The organism is Oceanobacillus sp. B139/18, assembly GCF_055524595.1.
In genome coordinates, this window is the sequence record NZ_JBVFXI010000003.1 from 465,093 (window position 1) to 486,259 (window position 21,167).

The following is a 21,167-nucleotide window of genomic DNA, read 5'->3' on the forward strand; positions in this document are numbered from 1 at the left end:
TACCGCATTATGATTTACCCAGCTTCTTTGTTTTCAATACTTCCGACATTTCTTGTATCGCAAGTGGTTTGCTGTAATAATAACCTTGGATTTCATCAATATCATGATTGCGTAGAATATCGAGTTCTTCTTTGGTTTCCACTCCTTCAGCAACCACCTTCATCCCCATGCTTTTTCCCAGCTGGACAATGGTTGTTGCAATTTTTCGCTTGATAGATAAATGCGAAATGCCGCTAATGAGGGAACGGTCAATTTTCAAAATATCTAAATCAAGCTTTTGCAAATAAGCCAATGAAGAGTATCCTGTCCCAAAGTCATCCAATGCAATCTTGATTCCATTTTCCTTCATTATTTTTAATATTTGCTGCACGTATTTTTCATTATCAATAAAGAGGCTCTCTGTGATTTCAATCTGAATCCAGGCTGGATCCACCTGGTACGCATGAAGAACAGACCAGAATTTATCGACAAAATCGGCCTGCAAAAATTGGCTGGATGATAGATTAATAGATACAGGAAGTAAATCGTAACCATTGGTTTTCCATGCCCTCAGCTGCCTGCAAACATTTTCCAGCACCCAATCACCGATTTCATTAATCATGCCCAATTCTTCCGCTAAAGGAATAAATTCACCCGGAGATACCTCCTGAAATTCCGGATGCTTCCAGCGAATCAACGCTTCATAGCTTGTAACAATATCTTTTTTCCCTGGAGATACTTTAGGCTGATATACAAGATAAAATTGATTATTATCTAAACCTATTCGTAAATCATTTTTTATTTGAAACGCTCTTTGATTCGAGATTCGCATCTCCCTGTCAAAAAACCGGTAATCATTTTTAGACAAGCCCTTCACGCGATACATTGCCAAATCAGCATGCTTCATCATCGTAGGCGCATCTGAACCAGCCTCTGGATAGGTCGATATCCCGATACTTGCTGTCGTGCTTAATTGATAGCCTTCAATAGCAAAAGGCTCTTTAAAATTGGTAATAATAGATTCTGCATAGCGCTGCATATCTCTCGGGGAAGTGATGAAATCAATAAGGATGGCAAACTCATCACCGCTGAGCCTTGCAACAACTCCATTCTTACTGACGATTTCCTCCAGCCGGCGGGCAACGGCGATAAGCAATTCATCTCCTATGATGTGTCCAAGCGTATCATTCACATACTTGAAGCCGTCCAAATCAACAAACATGATTCCGAATCTTTCCTGATTTTCTTTAGCATATGCTATCTTTTGGATTAAATTTTCATCAAACTTACGGCGATTCTTCAGCCCTGTTAAATGATCATAGAAGGCCATCATCCGTATCTTTTCCTGATTTTCTTTTTTATCCGTGATATCGTAGCGCATCGCAATATACTGCACCGGCTTTCCTTTTTCATTCTTCACCGGTACGATAGTTGTATCCACCCAATAAAAAGAGCCGTCTTTTGCACGATTTCTGATTTCGCCTTTCCAAACTCCGCCAAATCCGATTGTCCGCCACATCTCTTTAAAAAATTCTCTGGAATGATAGCCTGAATTAATCAGCTGATGGGTATTTCCAATCAACTCGTCATGAGAATAACCGGATATTTCACTGAAGAGGTTATTTGCATGAATGATTTTCCCCTGCCGGTCTGTAATGGCTAAAATCACAGATTGGTCCAACGCATATTTAATATCTGACAGCTCTTTTAATGCCTTCATTAATTGATTATTTGCTTCCCTGTCATCAGAAATGATTCCGAACACCTCTACCCCATCCTCTGATTGAATTTGATAGCCAAAAATACTCAGCAGCACCATTTCTCCGTTTTTTCTATTAACCGTTGCATTAAAATGAATTTGCTCTTCCTCACCATCAACCAGCTTTGAAAATTCTAATGCGACATGAGGTCCGATATAATGAGAAAGTATATTATCATAATCTTCTCCAGAAATGATATCCTTTGACTCATTTAATACATCCCAAGATAACAGTTCCGTAAAATATATTTTTTTATTCCGAATCTTAAATACAGCCTGAGCCAAGTTCATTTCCTCCTCGCACCAACACAGCAATTACATCTAGTTTTAATATATCATGTAAAATAGACAAAAACACATCTATTTCGATGGATTTAAACAATTATCGATTATTTAAACCTAAATTAATTTTTCAATTATCGTATCATTTTTTGACAAAATCCCATAAAATACAGCGTATATTCTATTAATAATGATTTAACCATCCAGCAAATCAGTACGCACATTTTTAAAAAAGGTAACTACAATTTACTTTATCATGTGACAGACAATTGAACAAAGGTCTTTACTCCTCTTTTCATTTGTCGAATAACATAGAAATTCGTCTTACTCTTCGCTACAATGGAAAAGAAAGCATACGATCCATTGTGAACAGCTGGAGGTCATTCCGTTGAATAAAGATGAAATGCAGCAGGAAGCGGCACGTTTCCTGACAACCTACTATACAGAAACTGGTGCTCCTGCAGAAAAATCAGCAGAACGAATTAAAGAAGTTACAGCCGAGATAAATGCACATGGCACTTATACCCAAACCTATGAGGAAATGGTGTATGGAGTAAAGCTCGCCTGGCGAAATTCAAACCGCTGTATCGGCAGGTTGTTCTGGGAACGCATCGACGTGGCAGATGCCAGACAGGCAACAACAGAAGAAGAGATATTCGAATTCCTGTTCAGTCATTTAAAAAACGCCTTTAATCAAGGTAGAATCAAACCCTACATCACCATCTTCCCTGCCTCCTCAGCCAAGGAAGAAACCGTGAAAATCTGGAATCATCAGCTGCTGCGCTATGCAGGCTATGAAACAGAAGAAGGAATTATCGGTGATTCCGATTCCCTGGAATTCACCCAAATATGTGAGCGGCTGGGCTGGCAGGGGGAAGGAACACATTTCGATATTTTGCCGCTTGTTATTCAAATCGGTGCTCATCCCCCTGTCTGGAGAACCATTCCCGAGGCATTCATCCCTGAGATTCCTATGGAACATCCAGAATATGAAGCGGTAGCAGACCTGAATTTGAAATGGTATGCCCTCCCGATTATTTCAGATATGCGTCTGGAAATCGGCGGGCTGCATTACATATCTGCTCCCTTCAACGGCTGGTATATGGGAACAGAAATCGGCGCCAGAAACTTTGCAGATGAGCACCGCTATAATTTACTGCCAAAAATAGCTGAAATCATGGGGTTATCGACAAAACATGCCAGTAATTTATGGCAGGACCGTGCCCTGATTGAATTGAATGAAATGGTGCTCCACTCCTTTAAAAAACAAGGTGTATCCATTGTCGACCATCACACCGCTGCATCCCAGTTCCGCATTTTCGAAAAGCAGGAAGCAAAAGCCGAACGGGAGGTAACCGGAAAATGGACCTGGCTTATTCCTCCTGTCTCCCCGGCAACCACGCATGTCTGGCATCAGCCCTACAGCAATGAGCTGAAAAAGCCAAATTTCTTTTATCAGGATAAGGCTTATCGGCAAGGAAAAGGCTGCCCGTTTCATGGGTAGAGATAAAGTGTTCTTACTTTTAGTGAGAGCGCTTTTTATTTAATTTTTCACTATATCTATGTTTCTCATAGACTGCAAAGATATTTTTTCAGGTTCTCATTTTTAAAATTAATTCTGTAAAAGCTGCAATATCATCCCTGGCTGCTGGTTTGCCTGAGCCAGCATAGCCATGGCAACCTGTGCCAACAGGCTGTGCTTGGTATAAAGCATCATCTCTTTTGCAATATCCGCATCCCGAATCCGCGATTCTGCCTGTGTCAGGTTGGTTACTGTATTGGAGAGGTTATTGATCGTATGCTCCAGCCGGCTCTGTACAGCTCCAAGACTGGAACACTGTGAGGATGCCTTCTCTATCGCTTCATCTAAAATCCCGATGGCTGTATCTGCGCCTTCTTGTGTCGTAATATCGATTTCATCTATACCCAGCGCAGCTGCCCGTACATCGCCAATTGAAATTTCAATATATTGCCCCGCATTGGCACCAATCTGCAAGCGTTTATTGGTAAAGGAACCGTCTAATAGAGACTGTGTATTAAATTTGGTATCCCGTCCAATCTGCGATAACCCTTCCCGGAGCTGATTCATCTCATCCTGCATGATTTTCCGGTCCGATTCCGAATACGTTCCATTCGCTGACTTCACACTCAGCTCCCGCATCCGCTGCAATATCGCATGCGTTTCATTCACCGCACCCTCCGCCGTTTGCAATAGCGAGATGCCATCCTGCGCATTCCGAATGGCCATATTCAATCCGCGAATCTGCGCACGCATTTTCTCGGAAATAGCCAGCCCTGCCGGATCATCTGCAGCACTGTTAATCCGCTTGCCCGTTGCGATACGAAGCATTGATTTCTGAGCCATGGCAAAATGATTGTTCATATTATTGTAAATCGTAAACGCCATTACATTATTGTTGAGACGCATCGATAATAACTCCACCTTTCCTAAGGTGTATCTTACTTGTTATTAGGTATATCGGTTGATTTGGCGGGTAAGTGAAGTGATTGAGGAGTTTTTTATTATTTTGGGTTGATTTTAAAGAAAACCATAGCTATCTATTTCAGCAGGGAAGCTAATATTAAAGAAGAAGCACCCGCCTCTGCATTCATTGCCAGGACGAGCGCTGCTTCTTTTATTTATCTGTGTTTTAGCCTTTTATTTCTATATGCATAAAAAATCAACATATAGCTGCCAGCGAAAAGGAATATCGCTCCAGCCAAGAACCAGTTATACGCATTGGTTGATGTATTCGGGAGTCTTTCCGCTGTTGATTCCCCGCGTACATCACTCTGGCTTTCCTGAGCGGTGGAATTGTTTCCAGGTTCTCCGCTGTCGCCCGTTGTTCCAGCTGTATTAGGAGCGGCATTATTTGCTTCTCCATTACTTCCTTCTGCTTCGGTTGGAGCTGGTGTATCATCTTCTGGATTTCCAGTTCCTTCTTCATTTTCTTCCGGATGTGGAACTTCCTCTTCTGAATCTCCGTTTTCTTCATTGTCGCCTTCAGGGGCTGGAGTATTACCTTCTTGTTCCCCATTTCCACCTTCATTGTCTTCAGGGTTCGGAGTGCCGTCATTTGTTTCTCCGTTTTCATCTCCGCTTCCTTCTGGATTTGGTGTATCGTCTTCCCCTTCTGGATCAGTGGAATCACCATCTGGGTCAGGTGTTTCTGTTTCGTCTTCTTCATCACTCTCTGTAGAGTAATAGCCGACTATAGCACCATTATCTCGTAAATATTGAATGGTATCATCATCGTCGAAGTTATTTCCATACAGAGAAATATACATATCCTTTAAGGATAATTCTCTTAATGGAGTAATATCATTTATTGCATTATCATCCAAATGTAAAGTCTCTAAATTTTTTAGATCCGATAAAAGAGTGAGATCTTCAATCGCATTATTATCTAAATCTAAATAAGATAGATTTCTCAAGTTCTCCAACGGCGTTATGTCGCTGACATCGTTATCCCATAAAGTTAACTCTTCTAAATTCACTAAGTTGGATAAGGGCGTTATGTCGCTAATGGTGTTCGACATCAAATTTAACTCTCGTAAATTCTCTGCATACTGTAATCCTTCCAGAGAGGTTATCGATTCCGAATTGGTTCCATATGAAGTTAATTCCGTAAGCTTAGCCATGTATTCCTCCGTAATCGGCCGGCCTGCTATACCTAATTCCTCAGCAATTGCTGCTTCTAATACTTTATCTTCAAAATAGACCTCTAGTGACTCCCAATCGTCCTCATCTTCGTGGTAATTAACTGCAGCTCCATTATCTCTTAAATATTGGATGGTATCATCATCATTAAAGTTATTTCCATATAACGCAATATACATGTTCATCAAGGATAAATCCTTTAACGGTGTAATATCTTCAATTGCATTATAAGATAAATATAAACTCTCTAAATTTTGTAAATTGGTTAAAGGCGCGAGGTCTTCAATATAATTACCGTCTAAATCTAAATCATGTAAATTTTCTAAGTTACTTATAGGTGTTAAATCACTAATTTCGTTATCCCATAGAGTTAAACTTTCTAAATTCACCAACCCAGACAAAGGCGTCAAATCGCTAATATTATTCCCTGTCAAATCTAAATACACCAAATTCCCCGCATATTGCAATCCTTCTAAAGAAGTGACTAATCCAAAATCTGAGTCATAGCTATCTACATATAATTCAGTTAGCTTTGCCATATCCGACTCTGTAATAGCACGTCCTTCTACTCGTAACGTATTTGCAACCTCTTCTTCCAAACGCGCATCCTCAAAATAAACCTCTGGTGAATCGGTATCAATGTTTCCACTTTCATCATAACCCACTGAAGCTCCATTATCCCGTAAATATTGAATCGCAGCTTCATCATCGATATGATTCCCATACAAAGAGATATACATGTCTGCCAAGGATAATTCCTGCAGCGGGGTAATATCTTCAATCGAATTATTATTCAAATATAACGTCATTACGTTTGATAGATTGGTCAAGGGCGTAAGGTTTTCAATATTATTATCATCCAAATCTAAATAAGATAAATTTTCTAAGCCGCTGATAGGTGTCAGGTCGCTAATATTATTATCCCATAAAGATAAATCAGCCAGGTTCGTTGCATACTGTAAACCTTCCAGGGAGCTAATTCGTTCAGAATCAAAACCATTGGCATATAAGTTTGTCAGTTTTGTCATATCCGCCTCAGTAATAGCCCGATCTTCTATTCCCAATTCTTCCGCAATCGCTTTTTCTAATACCGCATCCTCAAAATAAACCTCCGGCGAATCCATACCAGACTCCCCGTTATCCTCTTCTGCTCCTTCTTCATCTGATTCCGAGTTATTATCAACATCGTCCCCATCTTCTTCAGAATCTGCCGCTTCCTCCTGCACCGGATTGCCGTCTAAATTTAAGTTCTCTAAATTTGGTAAACTCGATAAGGGGGAAATATCCTCTATAAACGTATAAGCCAGGTCTAGATCCCTTAACTTTTCCAAATTTGCTAAAGGAGCAACATCATTGATTGGATTTCCAAACAAATTCAAATTCTCTACATTTCCAAGATTGGATAAAGGCGTCAGGTCATTAACCGAGCTGTAAGCCAAATCTAAAGACTGTAAATTTCCTAAGTTAGATAGCGGAGAAATATCATTGACATTATGCATTGGCAAATGTAATCTTTCCAAATTCTCCGCAGATTGCAGCCCTTCAAGAGAACGTATCGATGCAGCACCAGCAGCTCCTTGCTTCTCCAATTCTATTAATTGCTCCATATCAGCTTCTGTAATCGGCTGTCCTGCTTCTTTCCCTAATTCTTGCGCAACTGCTTCCGCCAATATGTCATCTGTAATATAAACCTCTGGAGAATCTAATTCTTTCGCATCATCGGATTGTTTTTCCTCTGGGGCTTGTCCCTCTGCCCCCTCATCATCCTCCGAGTCCTTCAATGAAAGAAGATCTTGTGCAGGCATTTCAATCGTATCTAGTTCGTTTGAATCTTTTTGTGTATTTCCAAATTGTTGATTGTCTTTTTCCGCGCTTACTGTCTGTAATGGTATTGCCAATGCAAAAAATATAAGACCAGCAGCGATTAAAAAGCCACCCCATTTGTACTTTCTATGCATTATTCGTTTCTCCTTCTATGTATATTAGTTGATTTTCAGCATGTGCTGATCCATATGAAGCAAGTTGGATCTCCTCCATTTCTTCCTTCCTGACAGGGATCTTGGCAGTATCCACCTCTTTCCTCCAGCATAAGAATATAGTCTGAATATAACAATAAAACAGAACAAATAAACTAAGTCTATTATACCATGATTTGAAGACTATGGAATGGAAACATTTATAGGATGTATGTTTTTCCGGAGACTTTATATTCTATAACGTTTCCCATGTTTAAGATAGGAGTTATCTGAAGTAACTAGAGACACCTGTTAAAATACAGAACAGAAAAAAACTGCCGCAACATATAATTCTGCGACAGTTTTCCTTTCAACCCTGCATGATAGAGTTGTTATTTCTAACGTTGACAAAGAAGGAGAGGATACATATTTTAATCAAAAATGATACAGTGAACTAGCTAAATAAATTAATCGTCGTAATGATAATCGGCACGGCAAAAACATCAATTAAGAAAGCACCAACCAGCGGAACAATCAAGAATGCTTTACGTGATGGGCCAAACTTCGAAACGACAGCATCCATATTGGCAATCGCATTCGGCGTTGCTCCCAGTCCATGACCAGTAAATCCGCCAATCATCACCGCAGCATCGTAGTTTTTGCCAAACATTTTAAATAAGAAAAATATGCTGAATAACACCATAAAGATAACTTGCACCAAAATGATAAGTAAAAGCGGTAAAGCTAAATCAACAATTTCCCATAATTGAATACTCATCAATGCCATCGATAAAAAGATACCCAATGTGATATCCCCAATAATACCGATGCTTTTCATTTGGATAACATCCTCCGAAACGCGTTCAATAATATTTCTTACGATAACAGCGACAAACATCGCTCCTACATATCCAGGAAGGACAAAGCCTGTCCACGAAGTAAAGGAATCTCCCAAGTAAGTTCCGACAGCCATACAAAACACAATAATAAAGACTTGGATCATAAATGATCTGGAATTTATTTTCTCATTCTGTCGGGGCACCGCTCCCATCGCTTCGTCTGAGATTTCCTCAGCTTCGGTTGGCTTTAATTGATATTTATTAATCAGGAATTTAACAATCGGCCCGCCTATCAGACCGCCGGCAACCAAGCCAACTGTTGCCGCAGCTAAGCCAATGGATAAGGCTCCTTCAACTCCCATCTCTTCAATGGTACTGCCAAATGCAGTTGCCGCTCCGTGACCGCCTTCCATCGATACCGCACCTACCATAACACCAATTAAAGGATCAAGATGCAGCAGCTTGGCCATGGAAACACCGATAACATTTTGAGCCAAAGCCAAAAATCCGCAAGCGAGCCAGTAAATAATTAACAGCTTCCCGCCCACTTTAAGCAGCTTGAAGCTGGCTCCCAAACCGACTGTTGTAAAAAAGGTAAGCATAAATAAATTTTGTAATGACGTGTCCAGATTAATAACTACAATATCGAGTCCGCGTAAAAGGGTAATCACTAAAGCAAACAGCAACCCTCCTACCACTGGCGCCGGTATACAGAATTTATTGAGAAACGGCATTTTATAGTTAAGAAACGTTCCTAACATAAAAACAGCTAATGCAAAGAATATCGTGGTAACCTGATCAAATTCTATCATCTTATTTGTCCTCCCTTTCCCCTTCTTAGTTTTTCTTAGTAAATGCGTGAATAACCTCCGTAATCAAAGCTGCTCCCAAGCGCGATGTCCGGTCATTTTCATCCAGAGCCGGATTGACCTCTGAAATATCAAAGCTGATCGTATTATCTTTGGAAGCAATATAACTTAATAATTTCCGAACATCGGAAACAGCCAGACCAAACGCAGCAGGGGCGCTGACTCCCGGAGCTTCGCTGGCAGAAATGGAATCTGTACATAATGTAAAAATAATCGCATCATGCTCCGCACTAAATGCATCGATAGCTTGAAAAACGGCATCCATATTTTCTTTTACATCATTCTCCAAGAAATAACGGCATCCTAATTCATCTGCTGTTTGAAACAATGCGTTTGTATTGGAGAAAGGCTGAATTCCAATACAGAGATAGCCTGCATTCTCATCTGTTTCAAGAATTTGCCGAAACATCGTACCGGAAGAAGGCTGCTTATCCTGCCTCATATCAAAATGGGCATCAATATTAATAATTCCGAGACGCGCCTCTTTTTGTAAATGGCATCTTGCGCCCAAATAATGTCCAAATAACGTTTCATGCCCGCCGCCGATAACAATCGGAACCGCATTTTGAGAATAGATTTTTTTCAAATGAACACCAAGCTCCATCTGAGCCTTTTCCATATTTTCACCTTCACAGGAAACGTTACCAACATCAGAAAGAGAATAGCCTCCTAAAACGGAGCTGGGCATATTCGATAAAAAATTCCGAATTTTATTAGGAGCTTCCTTCGCGCCGAGTCTTCCCTTATTCCGGCGGACCCCCTCCTCACACTCAAACCCGATAAGTGCAATCGTCTTCTCTTCTGTATTCATGGTTTCCATTGTTTCTAATGAGATGGTTTGATGGAAACGAAAGCTGTCTTTATCGGAGGTGCTGTCTATCCTGCCTTTCCAGTATTCTTTCGCAGGTTCGTGATACATATTATCCCTCCGTTACAATAAATTGATTTCCTTCATTATAAATTTAGTGTAGTATAATCACTAATATATATAATTTATTATTCGATAGTTTGAAACTATAATTAAAGGAGAATCGCTTGTGGATTTAACACAGTTGCGTTACTTTATCAAAGTGATTGAAGAAAAAAATTTTACAAGAGCGGCGGAACAGCTGCATATTTCACAGCCTTCTTTAAGTATTTCTATCAAGAAGCTGGAGGAGCATTTGCAAATGTCTCTGATTCATCGAAGAAAGCCTTCTATTCAGCTTACCCGGGAAGGAGAAATCTTTTATAACCAGGCCAAAAAAATCATAACCCAGATGAATGATATGGAGAAGGAAATGGAGCGGCTGCGATTAGAAGGTCCATTGGAGCTTTCGATCAGTATGATTGAAACGGCAAAAAACTGGTTCAGTGAGATAATAAAAAAAATCAAATCGGATTCCAGCACCATTCATATTCAAATTTCAGAATTACTCAGTTTGTCTGAGCTTCAAAATGCTTTATTAAATTATGAAATCCACTTTGCAATAACCAATCATTTTATTGATACACAAGAGCTCGAGTCCATCTTTTTATATGAAGAAAATCTTGTCGTATTACTTCCAAAGAATCACCCTCTTCAATCCGAAGCTTCACTTACGATAGAAAATTTACAGTACCTGCCCTTCATTTTATGCAAAGAGGGCTACCAAACACGGATTGATATCATAAAGGCTTTTCAAAACGCAAGTATCCATCCCAATATCCAATTCGAAATTGAACGATTTGAAACAGCTTATCACCTTGTGGAAAGCGGCCTTGGAATTACCATTGTTCCGGAAAACTATGTCAATGCATCCAACCATCCAAATGTGCATATCAAAAAGCTGGAAGGCCCGATGTTAAAAAGAAATGTATATCTTGTTAAAAATCGTTCGAGATATCTACCGCCTGTGATTGATAAGTCTATAGAGACTATTTGTGCGTTTCATGAGGGGGGATTTTAAATTCTGAATAGGCATAGTAAGAATCAATGAAATCGGGTCCAATAATCTGCAAGAATCATTTCTTCCAGCCCATCAATAAATATAATTAATAATTAGCGAGAATTTACGTACATTTATTTTTTATTGGTTATAAGTTAATAATATACGAGAGTATACTTTTATAGTTTTTTGCCTTCACAAAAAAACTGTTGCACAATCAGTTCCCTGATTGTGCAACGGTTCTTACTTAACATACGTAATTGATTATCTACTTACACTTGCTTAAACCTTTAAATTACTTACTCAATATCTGTTGATATATCTGAATCTATAGCAATCATTCTTTTCTGCTTTTCAAACTCCGCTAAATAAACACTATAAGGTATCGCATGTTTAGCTACTTCAAATTCATAATAAATAATTCCTGGTTTATTAACGTTAACTTCAATCAAGTAAACAGTAGAATTTTTTTCTATTGCTAAATCCAATGCTAACTCACTTAATTCATTCTTATATAAATCTTCAAAACTAGCAGCAATGTTTAAAGATATTTTCTCTATTTTTTGCTTTAACTTTGAATCATTATCATTGAAATTTCTATTTAAAAATCCCTCTAATCCACCAATATAGCCCCCGTTTCCAGTACTTGAAATGGTAGCATAATTAATACCAATTCTAGGATAACTATTAGTAAAAGACCATTCACCGTTACCATCTTTCATCATATGGACTCTTATATCAAATGGATTTCCTTCTTTCGTTCTAGTTTCTATATATCTTTGAACAATAAACGTATCTTTTCTTATCATACTTCTTAAATAATCTGATAAAGAAAATTCACTATGATAAGTTTCTTTATCTCCATCCACTACAAAGTATTTATTCATTTCAATTTTTTGAATAAGATGCACTCCTTTAGCAAAGGAGCCTATTTCTGGTTTAACAATAACTGTCCCATATTTTTCAATAAAACGAAATATATCTCTTACTTTACCAACCTTTTGATACGGAATAATTACATCGTCAACTGATTTAGCTTTCGTTAACTTATCATAAACCTCCAGCTTACTGATTGAATTCCCATAAAATTCATTGGTAAAAGGAATTCCTTCTAATTCTTCATATATGGTATTATGCCCTTTTACTCCTCTTAATCTGAGACGGTCATAAATGACATCTGGATAATTTACTACTTTCGAAATCCATTCTTTATCTTCATAAAAATATCCTTTGATAAACATTTCATCATAATCTATATCCTTCGGCGAAAAGTAAAAGAAGTCAACATCTTCATATTTGGCTACATATGCACATGCAATAGCCAGCTCATTTTCTCCTTGTTCCGGTACAAGCATGCCAATACTTGTTTTTTTACTTAACTCGGCCCAAGGTAAATTGGTATTTCTAGCATTAAATTGTCCCTTACTAGTTAACCGCTGCGAGCTATTGGTTAAATAAATTCCATTTTCTGCAATATACTTTGCATACCCAATAGTATTCACTGCCCGTTCTTTCTCATGATAGGTAGATTGTGGTCCCATATTCACTTCATGCAGCCAGAAACGTCCTGTTTTATCAATGGTTATATCTAACCCTAGTTCATCAAGTACTAATCCATATATTTTATCTAAATGCTGTGTTAAATCAAATGATAGTTGCTTCAAATCTTTGTTATACTGTTTTCCTTTTTCTCCAAATTCATGTATTAAAAAAGCCTCTAAATCATCTGTTTTACCACCGCGGCTAATATTGCTTAAAATACTCTTTTTATTTCCAATACGCGGATATATCTTTGTGATTTGCCATTTCCCTTCTGCATTTTTTTGAACATGAGATCGAATATCAAATGGCTCTTCATTTTTAGTGCGAGCTTCGACATATTGTTGGACCATATAATGACGACCTTTACGCAAAGCAATTTCATATATCCAGTTTTTTTAATTCCGCTTGATTAAATCTGCGCTCCTTTGTATCATCTTGAACAATATAATGATTTTTATATTTTTTAACAAAGTAAATTTCTAATCCTCTTCTCCCTACAATAGGTTTTAACACAGCTTTTCCATTCTCATTTACAAAGTCTATTACAATGGATTCATCTGTAACCATTTTGAAAGGCACCAATAAATCAGCAAACGTCAAATACTGCAGCATTTTCTTAGGTAGATGTAATTTATTCTCCACACCAAAACTTGTAAATGGTAATTTTCTTCTCAATTTTCTTTCTGTTAGTGATTGTCTTATCCTTGGAGTAATTCCAACATTATGAATAACATCAGGAAAAGAATGGGAAACTTTTTCCCACGAATTATTTATGTACATATCTCCTTTTATTTCTTCTGTCTCAAAGTTAACATCTTCCGAAGAAAAAAATAACAATTTGGCATCTTGTTTTTCCGCTTCTACTACAAGTGCGTTAATTCTAGATTCTGGATAGCTTTTTCTTGGATTGTTCGGGTCAAGATAAACACCAATTGTTATTTTCTGATTAGAATGATCGCCATTACTTTCTTGAAAAGCCTTTTTTAATTTTCTTAATTGCGGCTGTAAAGAGAAGCGGGTTATTTCGGATACTTTTGAAAAATTGTTTTTCTCCATTTCTCGTGCAATGAATAATAATGGCTTATTGATTTTCTCTGTTTCTATATCGTCTACCTTTATTTCAGCTCTATTAAGTAAATTTTCAATTGCGGTTGCTCCTTCTACAATAGAATTGAATATAAATATACTTTGATGGAGTTCTTTTTCTTTGATTAATTTAGAAAAATGCTCGGTTGCTTCCAATAATGTATCAATAATATTTTTTAGTTGAAATATTTGTTTTTCTTCTAATTTTTCCATACGAAAACTCCTTTACTATTTACACAGCATGCAAGTTAGTTCTATATATAATATCGGATGAAAAGTCTACTTTATAAAGTTCATTATAAAATAAAAAAAGACCCCAGCTGGGATCTTTTTTTATAATCTTTTCTTATTGAAGTAATTGAAGTACACCTTGAGGTACTTGGTTTGCTTGCGCAAGCATCGATTGAGCAGCCTGAGAAAGAATGTTGTTCTTCGTGAATTCCATCATTTCTTTTGCCATATCAACGTCACGAATTCGAGATTCTGCTGCTGTTAAGTTTTCAGCAGATGTACCTAAATTATTGATTGTGTGTTCAAGACGATTTTGCACAGCACCTAATGCCGAACGTTGTCCAGAAACAGTTTCAATTGCACTTTGAATAGTTGTAATTGCAGCATCTGCGCCTTCTTGTGTACTAAGATCAATATCACTTATTCCTAATGCCTCTGCATCCATAGCATCGATTGCTACTTGAATGCTTTGTCCTTCATTCGCACCGATATGGAAGGTTACTTCTAACTCTCCGCCTAAAAGATTTTGCGTATTAAACTCAGTTTGACCAGCAATTCTGTCCACTTCATCCAATAATGCTGTCACTTCTTTTTGAATTTCAGCACGGTCTTCATCTGTATTTGTATCGTTGGAAGATTTTACAGCTAGTTCACGCACGCGTTGTAAAATGTCATGTGTTTCATTTAAAGCACCCTCAGCAGTCTGAATCAAAGAGATCCCATCTTGTGCGTTTACAGATGCCTGTTCCAACCCACGAATCTGACCACGCATTTTCTCAGAAATTGCCAACCCAGCAGCGTCATCCCCTGCACGGTTGATTTGAAGACCAGAAGAAAGTTTTTCTAAAGATCCTTGTACACCGTTTTGGTTTACCCCTAATTGACGGTGTGCGTTAATTGCGGAAATATTGTGATTGATAATCATAATTCCTTACCTCCATGTAATTGTAATTTTTTGAGCCACATCCTTGTGAACTCATTTATATTAACCATTCAGGTCAATATCAAAATAAATAATAATCGTTAAGGCCCTAACGAATCATCCTTTGATGACCTATTTCTTATATCGGCAAAGGGGACAAATTGTTTAAGCTTTTTTTATAATTTTTTTAAATTCTTTTTTTATTCATTCCTCTGCTTCTTTTGCCGCAAAAATCTTCTGCCTTTTTATAAAATACAGGATATTTTTAATATAAACTTACTATTTATAACTACCTTCCCATTAATTAGAACAGTTGATTTATTTTATTTTTCTTACGTTTCCTGTTAGAATTCTGCTTAAAGCCTTATCATATCTTTTTATGCCATATCCAAATTAACTTCTATTTGGTAATTGGAGAGGGCGTGAGAGTATGTCGGAAATTGATGAATTGAACAAGCAGATTGAAACGAAAAGAAAAGAAATGTATGCAGTTTATGAGAAGAATCCAAACGACCCGAATTTATTAAAAATATCACAATCGCTGGATAAATTACTGAACCAATTAGATCAGATTTTAAAACAAAGTAGCAAATCGACTTAACAACTAACGCAGGATTGCTTTCATTAGGACAAGCACTACTCGTCCTATCAACATCGGTGCACTTATATGATTGTTTAAAAATTTTAGTCAGGCTAGAAAATACTTCTGGGAACTACAGTTACTCACCCTCACAAAACAATCGCTAAAATAATTAACTTTCCTATAAGTAAAAATATACCCATTCAACGAAGACGCTGATAGCTCATAGCGATACTGGCTGATAATTGTTCACTGCTGTATTTCTTGTAAAAGCAAAACAAATTGCCATGTTCTACTAAGACAACATATGAATGGATAGTATGTATAGAAAGAATAAGGCTGTACTCCATTTTTTTGGTGTGGACAAACGATAGGGTTTGTCTACACCAAAAATGAATATGAATTCAGCTTGACAGCTAAAAATATGGATGTGCAAGTATCATGCAAAAAAAAAGAAGGGTTCCCTTATATAAGAAATCCTTCTTTTTCTATCAACTTTCTTAATATTTATATTCTGCAATTTTCCCTGTTAAATCCTCTGCCATCGTTGACAGTGATTTAGCGGATGCAGAGATTTCTTCCATCGATGCGAGCTGCTCCTCAGTAGATGCAGCGACTTCCTCTGAAGAGGACGCATTATTTCTGGCAATGGAAGCGAGGTCATTGGCAGTGGCTGTTACCTGTTGAACTGCTGCAGACATTTGCTCGGAGATGGCCATGACCTCTTCCATTTGCGGTTTAATATCTCCGCTGGAACGCAGGATTTCTCCAAATTTATCAATGGCGTCATAGGATACGTCTAAACCATCATTAACATTAGCTGTCACCTGAGACATTTTTTCCACAGCCTTTTGGACATCGTTCTGTATACCATGGACGATGGAGCTGATTTCTCCTGCAGATGTTTTGGATTCCTCTGCTAGTTTACGGACCTCATCCGCTACCACAGCAAATCCTTTCCCATGCTCACCAGCACGCGCTGCTTCAATCGCTGCATTAAGCGCCAGTAAATTCGTTTGCTCCGAAATATCGGTGATGGCATTTAAAATCGTACTTACTTCCTTCGAGCGTTCCAATAAGGATGCGATATTCAGGTTCGTATCATCAACAGACGATTGGATCGATGTCATTTGATTTAAGGTGTCGCTGACTGCTTTTCCTCCAACTTCTGCCTGTGTACTCATTTGTGTCACCATATCCGAAACCTTTGTGGAGCTGTCAACGATTCTGCCAACGCCGGTAGATACTTCTTCTAACGAATTCGCACTCTCTTCTGTACCGTGCAGCTGTGTTTCCGAGCTGGAGGAGACCTCCTGGATGGCTAGGGATACCTGTTCAGACGAGCTTGTCATTTGATCGGCATTCGCATTTAACTCCTCTGCCGATGCGGCAACCTGCTGGGCATTATATTCGACATCACGAACCAGCGTTTTCAAGCCCTCCTGCATTTCGTTAAAAGCTTGTCCCAGCTCGCCGATTTCATCCGTTGTGTTTATTTCAATCGAATGTGTCAGGTCACCGGTACTGATGACTTTTGCATTTTCCTTCAGTCTCTGAATTGGACGGGTGATGGAACGGATCAAGAATAGAATAATGATTGTTCCCAGCACTAAGGTAATGACAATAATTGTTATCATCGTCGTTAAGGTTGATGCTGCCTCTCCTTTGATTTCATCGTAATCAATGGTTCCTGCCAGCTTCCATCCAGTTAAATCATTTGTCTGGTACACCATGATTTTTGATGTATTATCATGGCTATATTCATAGCTTCCTGACGCATCTTCAAACATCGTTCCTAATACGTCGCCTTCCACTTCTTCCCCTGTTTCAAAGGTTGGATGGTATACGTATTTTTGCTGTGGATCAATAATGACAGCATAGCCATTCTCTCCAATTGAAACCTCTGAAGCCAGCTGCTGGATAGAATCGATATAGAGACTTACTCCCATTACACCGGAACCGTCATCCAATGTTTTGGTGATGCTGATTACTGTTCCTGTTTCGCTGGCACTTTCAAATGGATCTGAAATCTGTACCTCGCCAGGGTTATTCACCGCATTGATAAACCAATCACGTTCGGTTGCATCGAATCCCTCCGGCAGTTCTGTATCCGGCTGTCTATAAAATAAATCGCCGTCATTGGAAGCCATATATACCTCAGAGACTTCCTCATTCATCTCCTTATATTGTCCTAATACCTGTTCTAAGGTCTCTTCATCATCCTCTATCTGCCCGCTGTTAAATTGCGCAGCAAATGTATTCAAATCACTTATCCTTAATTCCAAGGCGTTGTCCACGGTCTGGTTCAGTAGATCAGCGGTATCTTTCACCTGCTCCGTTTGCTGATGTTCTAATGAATCGATGGAGCTGAAATAGGTCATTATTCCAATTGCTACTCCTGGAATCAATAACATGAAAAAGAAGGATACTACTAATTTAAATCGAATTCCTTTTGGTTTGGTTAATTTCTTCACAACTGACTCTCCCTCGCTGTTATATTTCATTCTGGTGATGTATATATCATTTTTTTATGCAATAATGTATCGAACCAGTTGTTTATACAATCAGGTCAAACATTCTCTGAGATGCTTACGACGAAAGCCGCCAGCATTCCCAATTATTGAAACAAAATAAGCATGCAGTATCTATTGACTCATTCCTCACTCCTTTTTCTGCAAATACACCGTATAATTCCCTAAGATTTCATACCTATTATTTATCGGCTATTTTTTCATGAATTAAATATTTTTTAACTATTTTATAACTTTTATTCTATTTCATACCATTTATATTGTGAGCAAATACCCGCTTTTTTTTTATTCTTTCTTTTTGAGAAAATCTTGAATGGAATCTTCAAATCTGTAACCTTCAAGTTGGAAGTAATTTTTTCGAGAGATGTTAATTCCGTACTCTGGAGCACTTTTTTGACCTTCTTTGTCATAATTTTTATCAACGAATATCTTGTCAGGTGCTTCCCATACCGCACTTGGTATAAGAAATACATCTGGCATTTCCCCGGAATGAAATAATAATAGAGTCAGATATAGATTTTTATTCGTAATGTCAAATTTACTTTTTTGCATAAATACGTACCCTGTCCCTCTAAGTGATTTAACTTGTATCTCACAGAAACGTCCATGATTGTCTCTTACAACAAAATCTATCCCCCTGTCATCCACTTCTGTTGTATAAACCTCTAATCCATATGAAGCGAACTCCATTTTCGCAAAATATTCAGCATACCTTCCTAATTGTAATCTATTCAATTTGGTCCAATCCGTATTTGGCATTGCTACCCCTCCATCATTTTTTTAATAACATCTCAGTAAAGAGTAATTAAAAAGCGAAAAAATCACTTCCCATTTTTGGGAAATGATTTTTCTACCCTTAATATTTATAAACCTTTATCTTCTCCGTCAAATCCTCTGCCATAGAAGATAAGGACTTCGCAGCCGCCGTAATTTCCTGCATCGATGCTAATTGTTCCTCCGTAGAAGCTGCTACTTCTTCTGAGGATGCTGCATTATTTCTGGCAATGGATGCTAAACCATCTGCCGTTGAGGTCACTTGTTCCACAAGAGCAGACATTTCTTCTGAAGTAGCTGTCACTTCTTCCATCTGTGGTTTAATCGTTTCGCCTGTCCGTATGATTTCGCCAAATTTATCAATCGCGTCATAGGACACATCAAGTCCATCATTTACAGAGGTCGTGACCTGTTTCATTTTCTCCACCGCATTTTGAACATCCCTTTCGATGCCTTGGACGATAACACTGATTTCACTAGCAGATGTTTTCGATTGTTCGGCAAGCTTACGTACTTCATCTGCGACCACAGCAAATCCTTTTCCATGCTCTCCGGCACGTGCTGCTTCAATCGCTGCATTTAATGCGAGCAGATTGGTCTGCTCCGAAATATCGGTAATCGCTTTGAGAATCGTACTCACTTCCTTCGAGCGTTCTAACAGAGAATGAATATCCTTATTTGTATCTTCTACCGATGATTGGATGGATGTCATTTGATTCAATGTGTTGCTTACAGCCTGTCCGCCTACATTCGCCTGCTCATTCATCCGATCTACATAGTCAGAAACGCTGGTCGTACTTTCTACGATTCTCCCTACTCCTGTTGACACTTCTTCTAACGAACGAAGACTGTCTTCTGTTCCATCTAACTGATTTTCTGCGCTTGATGATACTTCCTGAACAGCGAGCGATACCTGTTCGGACGAGCTTGTTAATTGATCAGCATTTGCAGTCAGCTGCTGCGCTGACGCTGCGACCTGCTGTGCATTCATTTCCACATCGCTGATTAGTTCTCTTAAACTATGCTGCATGTCATTAAATGCATTGCCAAGCTGCCCGATTTCATCGTTTTTGGCCACTTTGATCTCTTCCGTCAAATCTCCGGTGCTAATCACCTGTGCCCTTCTTTTCAAACCATTAATCGGACGGAGGATGGATTGAATCGTGACTGCATTTATCCCTGCACCAATGAGAAAGGCAACAATCATCACGATGATAAGTGTTTTTATAATGGAAGCTGCATTATTTTTAACCTCGCTGTAATCAATACTTCCCGCAAGTGTCCAGCCTGTATGGTCATTCGAATCGTACACTAAAGTTTTATCTTCATTATCCTGCTCATATTCAAGAACACCTGACTCCTGTTCCAATATGGAAGAGGTAAACGCTTCTTCCAGCTGTGTCCCTACTTCATTGTCAGGATGGAAAATAACCGTTCCTTCTCTATCTAATAAAATCGGGTAACCGTTTTCACCAATTTCAACAGTGGATGCCATATTCTGGACAAAATCGATTGTTAAGTCAATACCCGCAACACCGGAACCATCCGCTAATGTTTTGGAAAGCGTAACAACCATTCCTCCATCGACCGCTGTAGTTTGATACGGATCAGAGATAATCAGTTCCCCCGGGTTCTCCATTGCATGTATGTACCAGGATTGATCACGCGGATCAAAATCTTCCGGGACCTCTGTTTCCGCATCAATCAAAAAGGTGCCTTCCTCTGAACCAAAGAAAACTTCTTCTACTTCTTCATGAAAATGTAAATATTGATGCATAATAAGGGTCAATTCATCGTCTGCCTCTTCTATCTGATCTCCTCTAGTATTTTCGGCAAATACATCAATATCCCGGCCCTTCAGATCGAACGTCTCATCAATGTTCTGTCCCATCAGGGTGATGATTTCATTTACCTGCTCCTCCTGCTGTGCTTGCATGGAATTGACAGAGCTGTTGTACGTTAAAAAGCCAATGAGAACAATCGGTATAATTAAGATAGATGAAAAGGATATCACTAATTTTCGCTTCACTCCATTTGTTTCTTTTTTCTGCTTCATTCTTTCCAGCCTCCTTTTTTTACTAAATTCTTCTAATTATTTATCGGCTGTATTTATGTTAAATGAATCATTTTTCCTTGTTTCCCTACTTCGATTCTAGAGTAAAGTTAATTGAATAAAACAAAATACCTACTATTCTTTATCCATCTAATGCATTACAGCAAATAAAAAACCGGACCTTATTCCAGCGCTTT

15 protein-coding genes are annotated in these 21,167 nt (G+C 38.5%); 3 read left to right on the forward strand and 12 right to left on the reverse strand.

Going from position 1 to position 21,167, the window contains the following annotated elements; all coding sequences use genetic code 11:
* Positions 1–7: 7 nt before the first annotated feature.
* Positions 8–2,023, reverse strand: coding sequence for a putative bifunctional diguanylate cyclase/phosphodiesterase (locus ACZSMY_RS12575; protein WP_368900927.1), 2,016 nt, complete (start codon positions 2,021–2,023; stop codon positions 8–10).
* A 385-nt stretch (positions 2,024–2,408) separates the two neighbouring features.
* On the opposite strand from ACZSMY_RS12575, the gene ACZSMY_RS12580 reads away from it, so the two are divergent.
* Complete coding sequence (locus ACZSMY_RS12580; protein ID WP_226895124.1) at positions 2,409–3,524, forward strand: nitric oxide synthase oxygenase; 1,116 nt, start codon at positions 2,409–2,411, stop codon at positions 3,522–3,524.
* A gap of 108 nt (positions 3,525–3,632) precedes the next feature.
* Here the strand turns inward: ACZSMY_RS12580 and ACZSMY_RS12585 are convergent, their stop codons facing one another.
* From ACZSMY_RS12585 to hutG, 5 genes are all read right to left on the reverse strand, one after another.
* The gene (locus ACZSMY_RS12585; protein WP_465147836.1) at positions 3,633–4,448 is read right to left on the reverse strand and encodes a flagellin N-terminal helical domain-containing protein; all 816 of its coding nucleotides are present in this window, start codon (positions 4,446–4,448) and stop codon (positions 3,633–3,635) included.
* 212 nt (positions 4,449–4,660) lie between these two features.
* The gene (locus ACZSMY_RS12590; protein ID WP_465147837.1) at positions 4,661–7,639 is read right to left on the reverse strand and encodes a leucine-rich repeat domain-containing protein; all 2,979 of its coding nucleotides are present in this window, start codon (positions 7,637–7,639) and stop codon (positions 4,661–4,663) included.
* Positions 7,632–7,754, reverse strand: a complete 123-nt coding sequence (locus ACZSMY_RS12595) for a hypothetical protein (protein ID WP_339179769.1) — start codon at positions 7,752–7,754, stop codon at positions 7,632–7,634. Before ACZSMY_RS12595 ends, ACZSMY_RS12590 begins: the two co-directional genes overlap by 8 nt.
* A 336-nt stretch (positions 7,755–8,090) precedes the next feature.
* The gene (gene gltS, locus ACZSMY_RS12600) at positions 8,091–9,287 is read right to left on the reverse strand and encodes a sodium/glutamate symporter (protein WP_455725972.1); all 1,197 of its coding nucleotides are present in this window, start codon (positions 9,285–9,287) and stop codon (positions 8,091–8,093) included.
* 25 nt (positions 9,288–9,312) lie between these two features.
* Positions 9,313–10,263, reverse strand: a complete 951-nt coding sequence (gene hutG / locus ACZSMY_RS12605) for a formimidoylglutamase (RefSeq protein WP_455725973.1) — start codon at positions 10,261–10,263, stop codon at positions 9,313–9,315.
* 118 nt (positions 10,264–10,381) lie between these two features.
* Here hutG and ACZSMY_RS12610 point away from each other — a divergent pair, with 118 nt between their 5' ends.
* A complete protein-coding gene (locus ACZSMY_RS12610) occupies positions 10,382–11,272 on the forward strand; it encodes a LysR family transcriptional regulator (protein WP_465147838.1) in 891 nt (296 codons plus the stop codon).
* A gap of 278 nt (positions 11,273–11,550) precedes the next feature.
* Here the strand turns inward: ACZSMY_RS12610 and ACZSMY_RS12615 are convergent, their stop codons facing one another.
* The 3 genes from ACZSMY_RS12615 to ACZSMY_RS12625 all read right to left on the reverse strand — a co-directional run bounded on the left by ACZSMY_RS12615 (position 11,551) and on the right by ACZSMY_RS12625 (position 15,035).
* Positions 11,551–13,164 (reverse strand): YheC/YheD family protein, encoded by a 1,614-nt coding sequence (locus ACZSMY_RS12615; protein WP_465147839.1) that lies wholly within the window; start codon positions 13,162–13,164, stop codon positions 11,551–11,553.
* A gap of 7 nt (positions 13,165–13,171) precedes the next feature.
* The gene (locus ACZSMY_RS12620; protein WP_465147840.1) at positions 13,172–14,092 is read right to left on the reverse strand and encodes a DUF8042 domain-containing protein; all 921 of its coding nucleotides are present in this window, start codon (positions 14,090–14,092) and stop codon (positions 13,172–13,174) included.
* Positions 14,093–14,225: 133 nt separating this feature from the next.
* Complete coding sequence (locus ACZSMY_RS12625; protein ID WP_193064870.1) at positions 14,226–15,035, reverse strand: flagellin N-terminal helical domain-containing protein; 810 nt, start codon at positions 15,033–15,035, stop codon at positions 14,226–14,228.
* Between the two features lie 427 nt (positions 15,036–15,462).
* On the opposite strand from ACZSMY_RS12625, the gene ACZSMY_RS12630 reads away from it, so the two are divergent.
* Positions 15,463–15,633, forward strand: a complete 171-nt coding sequence (locus ACZSMY_RS12630; protein WP_084612842.1) for an aspartyl-phosphate phosphatase Spo0E family protein — start codon at positions 15,463–15,465, stop codon at positions 15,631–15,633.
* Positions 15,634–16,112: 479 nt separating this feature from the next.
* Here ACZSMY_RS12630 and ACZSMY_RS12635 read toward each other — a convergent pair whose 3' ends face one another.
* The 3 genes from ACZSMY_RS12635 to ACZSMY_RS12645 all read right to left on the reverse strand — a co-directional run bounded on the left by ACZSMY_RS12635 (position 16,113) and on the right by ACZSMY_RS12645 (position 20,973).
* A complete protein-coding gene (locus ACZSMY_RS12635) occupies positions 16,113–18,086 on the reverse strand; it encodes a methyl-accepting chemotaxis protein (protein WP_319022574.1) in 1,974 nt (657 codons plus the stop codon).
* A gap of 342 nt (positions 18,087–18,428) precedes the next feature.
* On the reverse strand, positions 18,429–18,902 hold the full coding sequence (locus tag ACZSMY_RS12640; protein WP_193064872.1) for a DUF4365 domain-containing protein: 474 nt from the start codon (positions 18,900–18,902) through the stop codon (positions 18,429–18,431).
* Positions 18,903–18,999: 97 nt separating this feature from the next.
* Positions 19,000–20,973, reverse strand: a complete 1,974-nt coding sequence (locus ACZSMY_RS12645) for a methyl-accepting chemotaxis protein (RefSeq protein WP_465147841.1) — start codon at positions 20,971–20,973, stop codon at positions 19,000–19,002.
* Positions 20,974–21,167 lie beyond the last annotated feature (194 nt).

Excerpts from the sequence above, each read along its gene's own strand:
- ACZSMY_RS12585 (WP_465147836.1), bottom strand. The coding sequence starts at position 4,448 with ATGCGTCTCAACAATAATGTAATGGCGTTTACGATTTACAATAATATG.
- ACZSMY_RS12590 (WP_465147837.1), bottom strand. The coding sequence starts at position 7,639 with ATGCATAGAAAGTACAAATGGGGTGGCTTTTTAATCGCTGCTGGTCTT.
- gltS (WP_455725972.1), bottom strand. The coding sequence starts at position 9,287 with ATGATAGAATTTGATCAGGTTACCACGATATTCTTTGCATTAGCTGTT.
- hutG (WP_455725973.1), bottom strand. The coding sequence starts at position 10,263 with ATGTATCACGAACCTGCGAAAGAATACTGGAAAGGCAGGATAGACAGC.
- ACZSMY_RS12620 (WP_465147840.1), bottom strand. The coding sequence starts at position 14,092 with ATGGAAAAATTAGAAGAAAAACAAATATTTCAACTAAAAAATATTATT.
- ACZSMY_RS12625 (WP_193064870.1), bottom strand. The coding sequence starts at position 15,035 with ATGATTATCAATCACAATATTTCCGCAATTAACGCACACCGTCAATTA.
- ACZSMY_RS12630 (WP_084612842.1), top strand. The coding sequence starts at position 15,463 with ATGTCGGAAATTGATGAATTGAACAAGCAGATTGAAACGAAAAGAAAA.
- ACZSMY_RS12640 (WP_193064872.1), bottom strand. The coding sequence starts at position 18,902 with ATGCCAAATACGGATTGGACCAAATTGAATAGATTACAATTAGGAAGG.
- ACZSMY_RS12645 (WP_465147841.1), bottom strand. The coding sequence starts at position 20,973 with ATGAAGCAGAAAAAAGAAACAAATGGAGTGAAGCGAAAATTAGTGATA.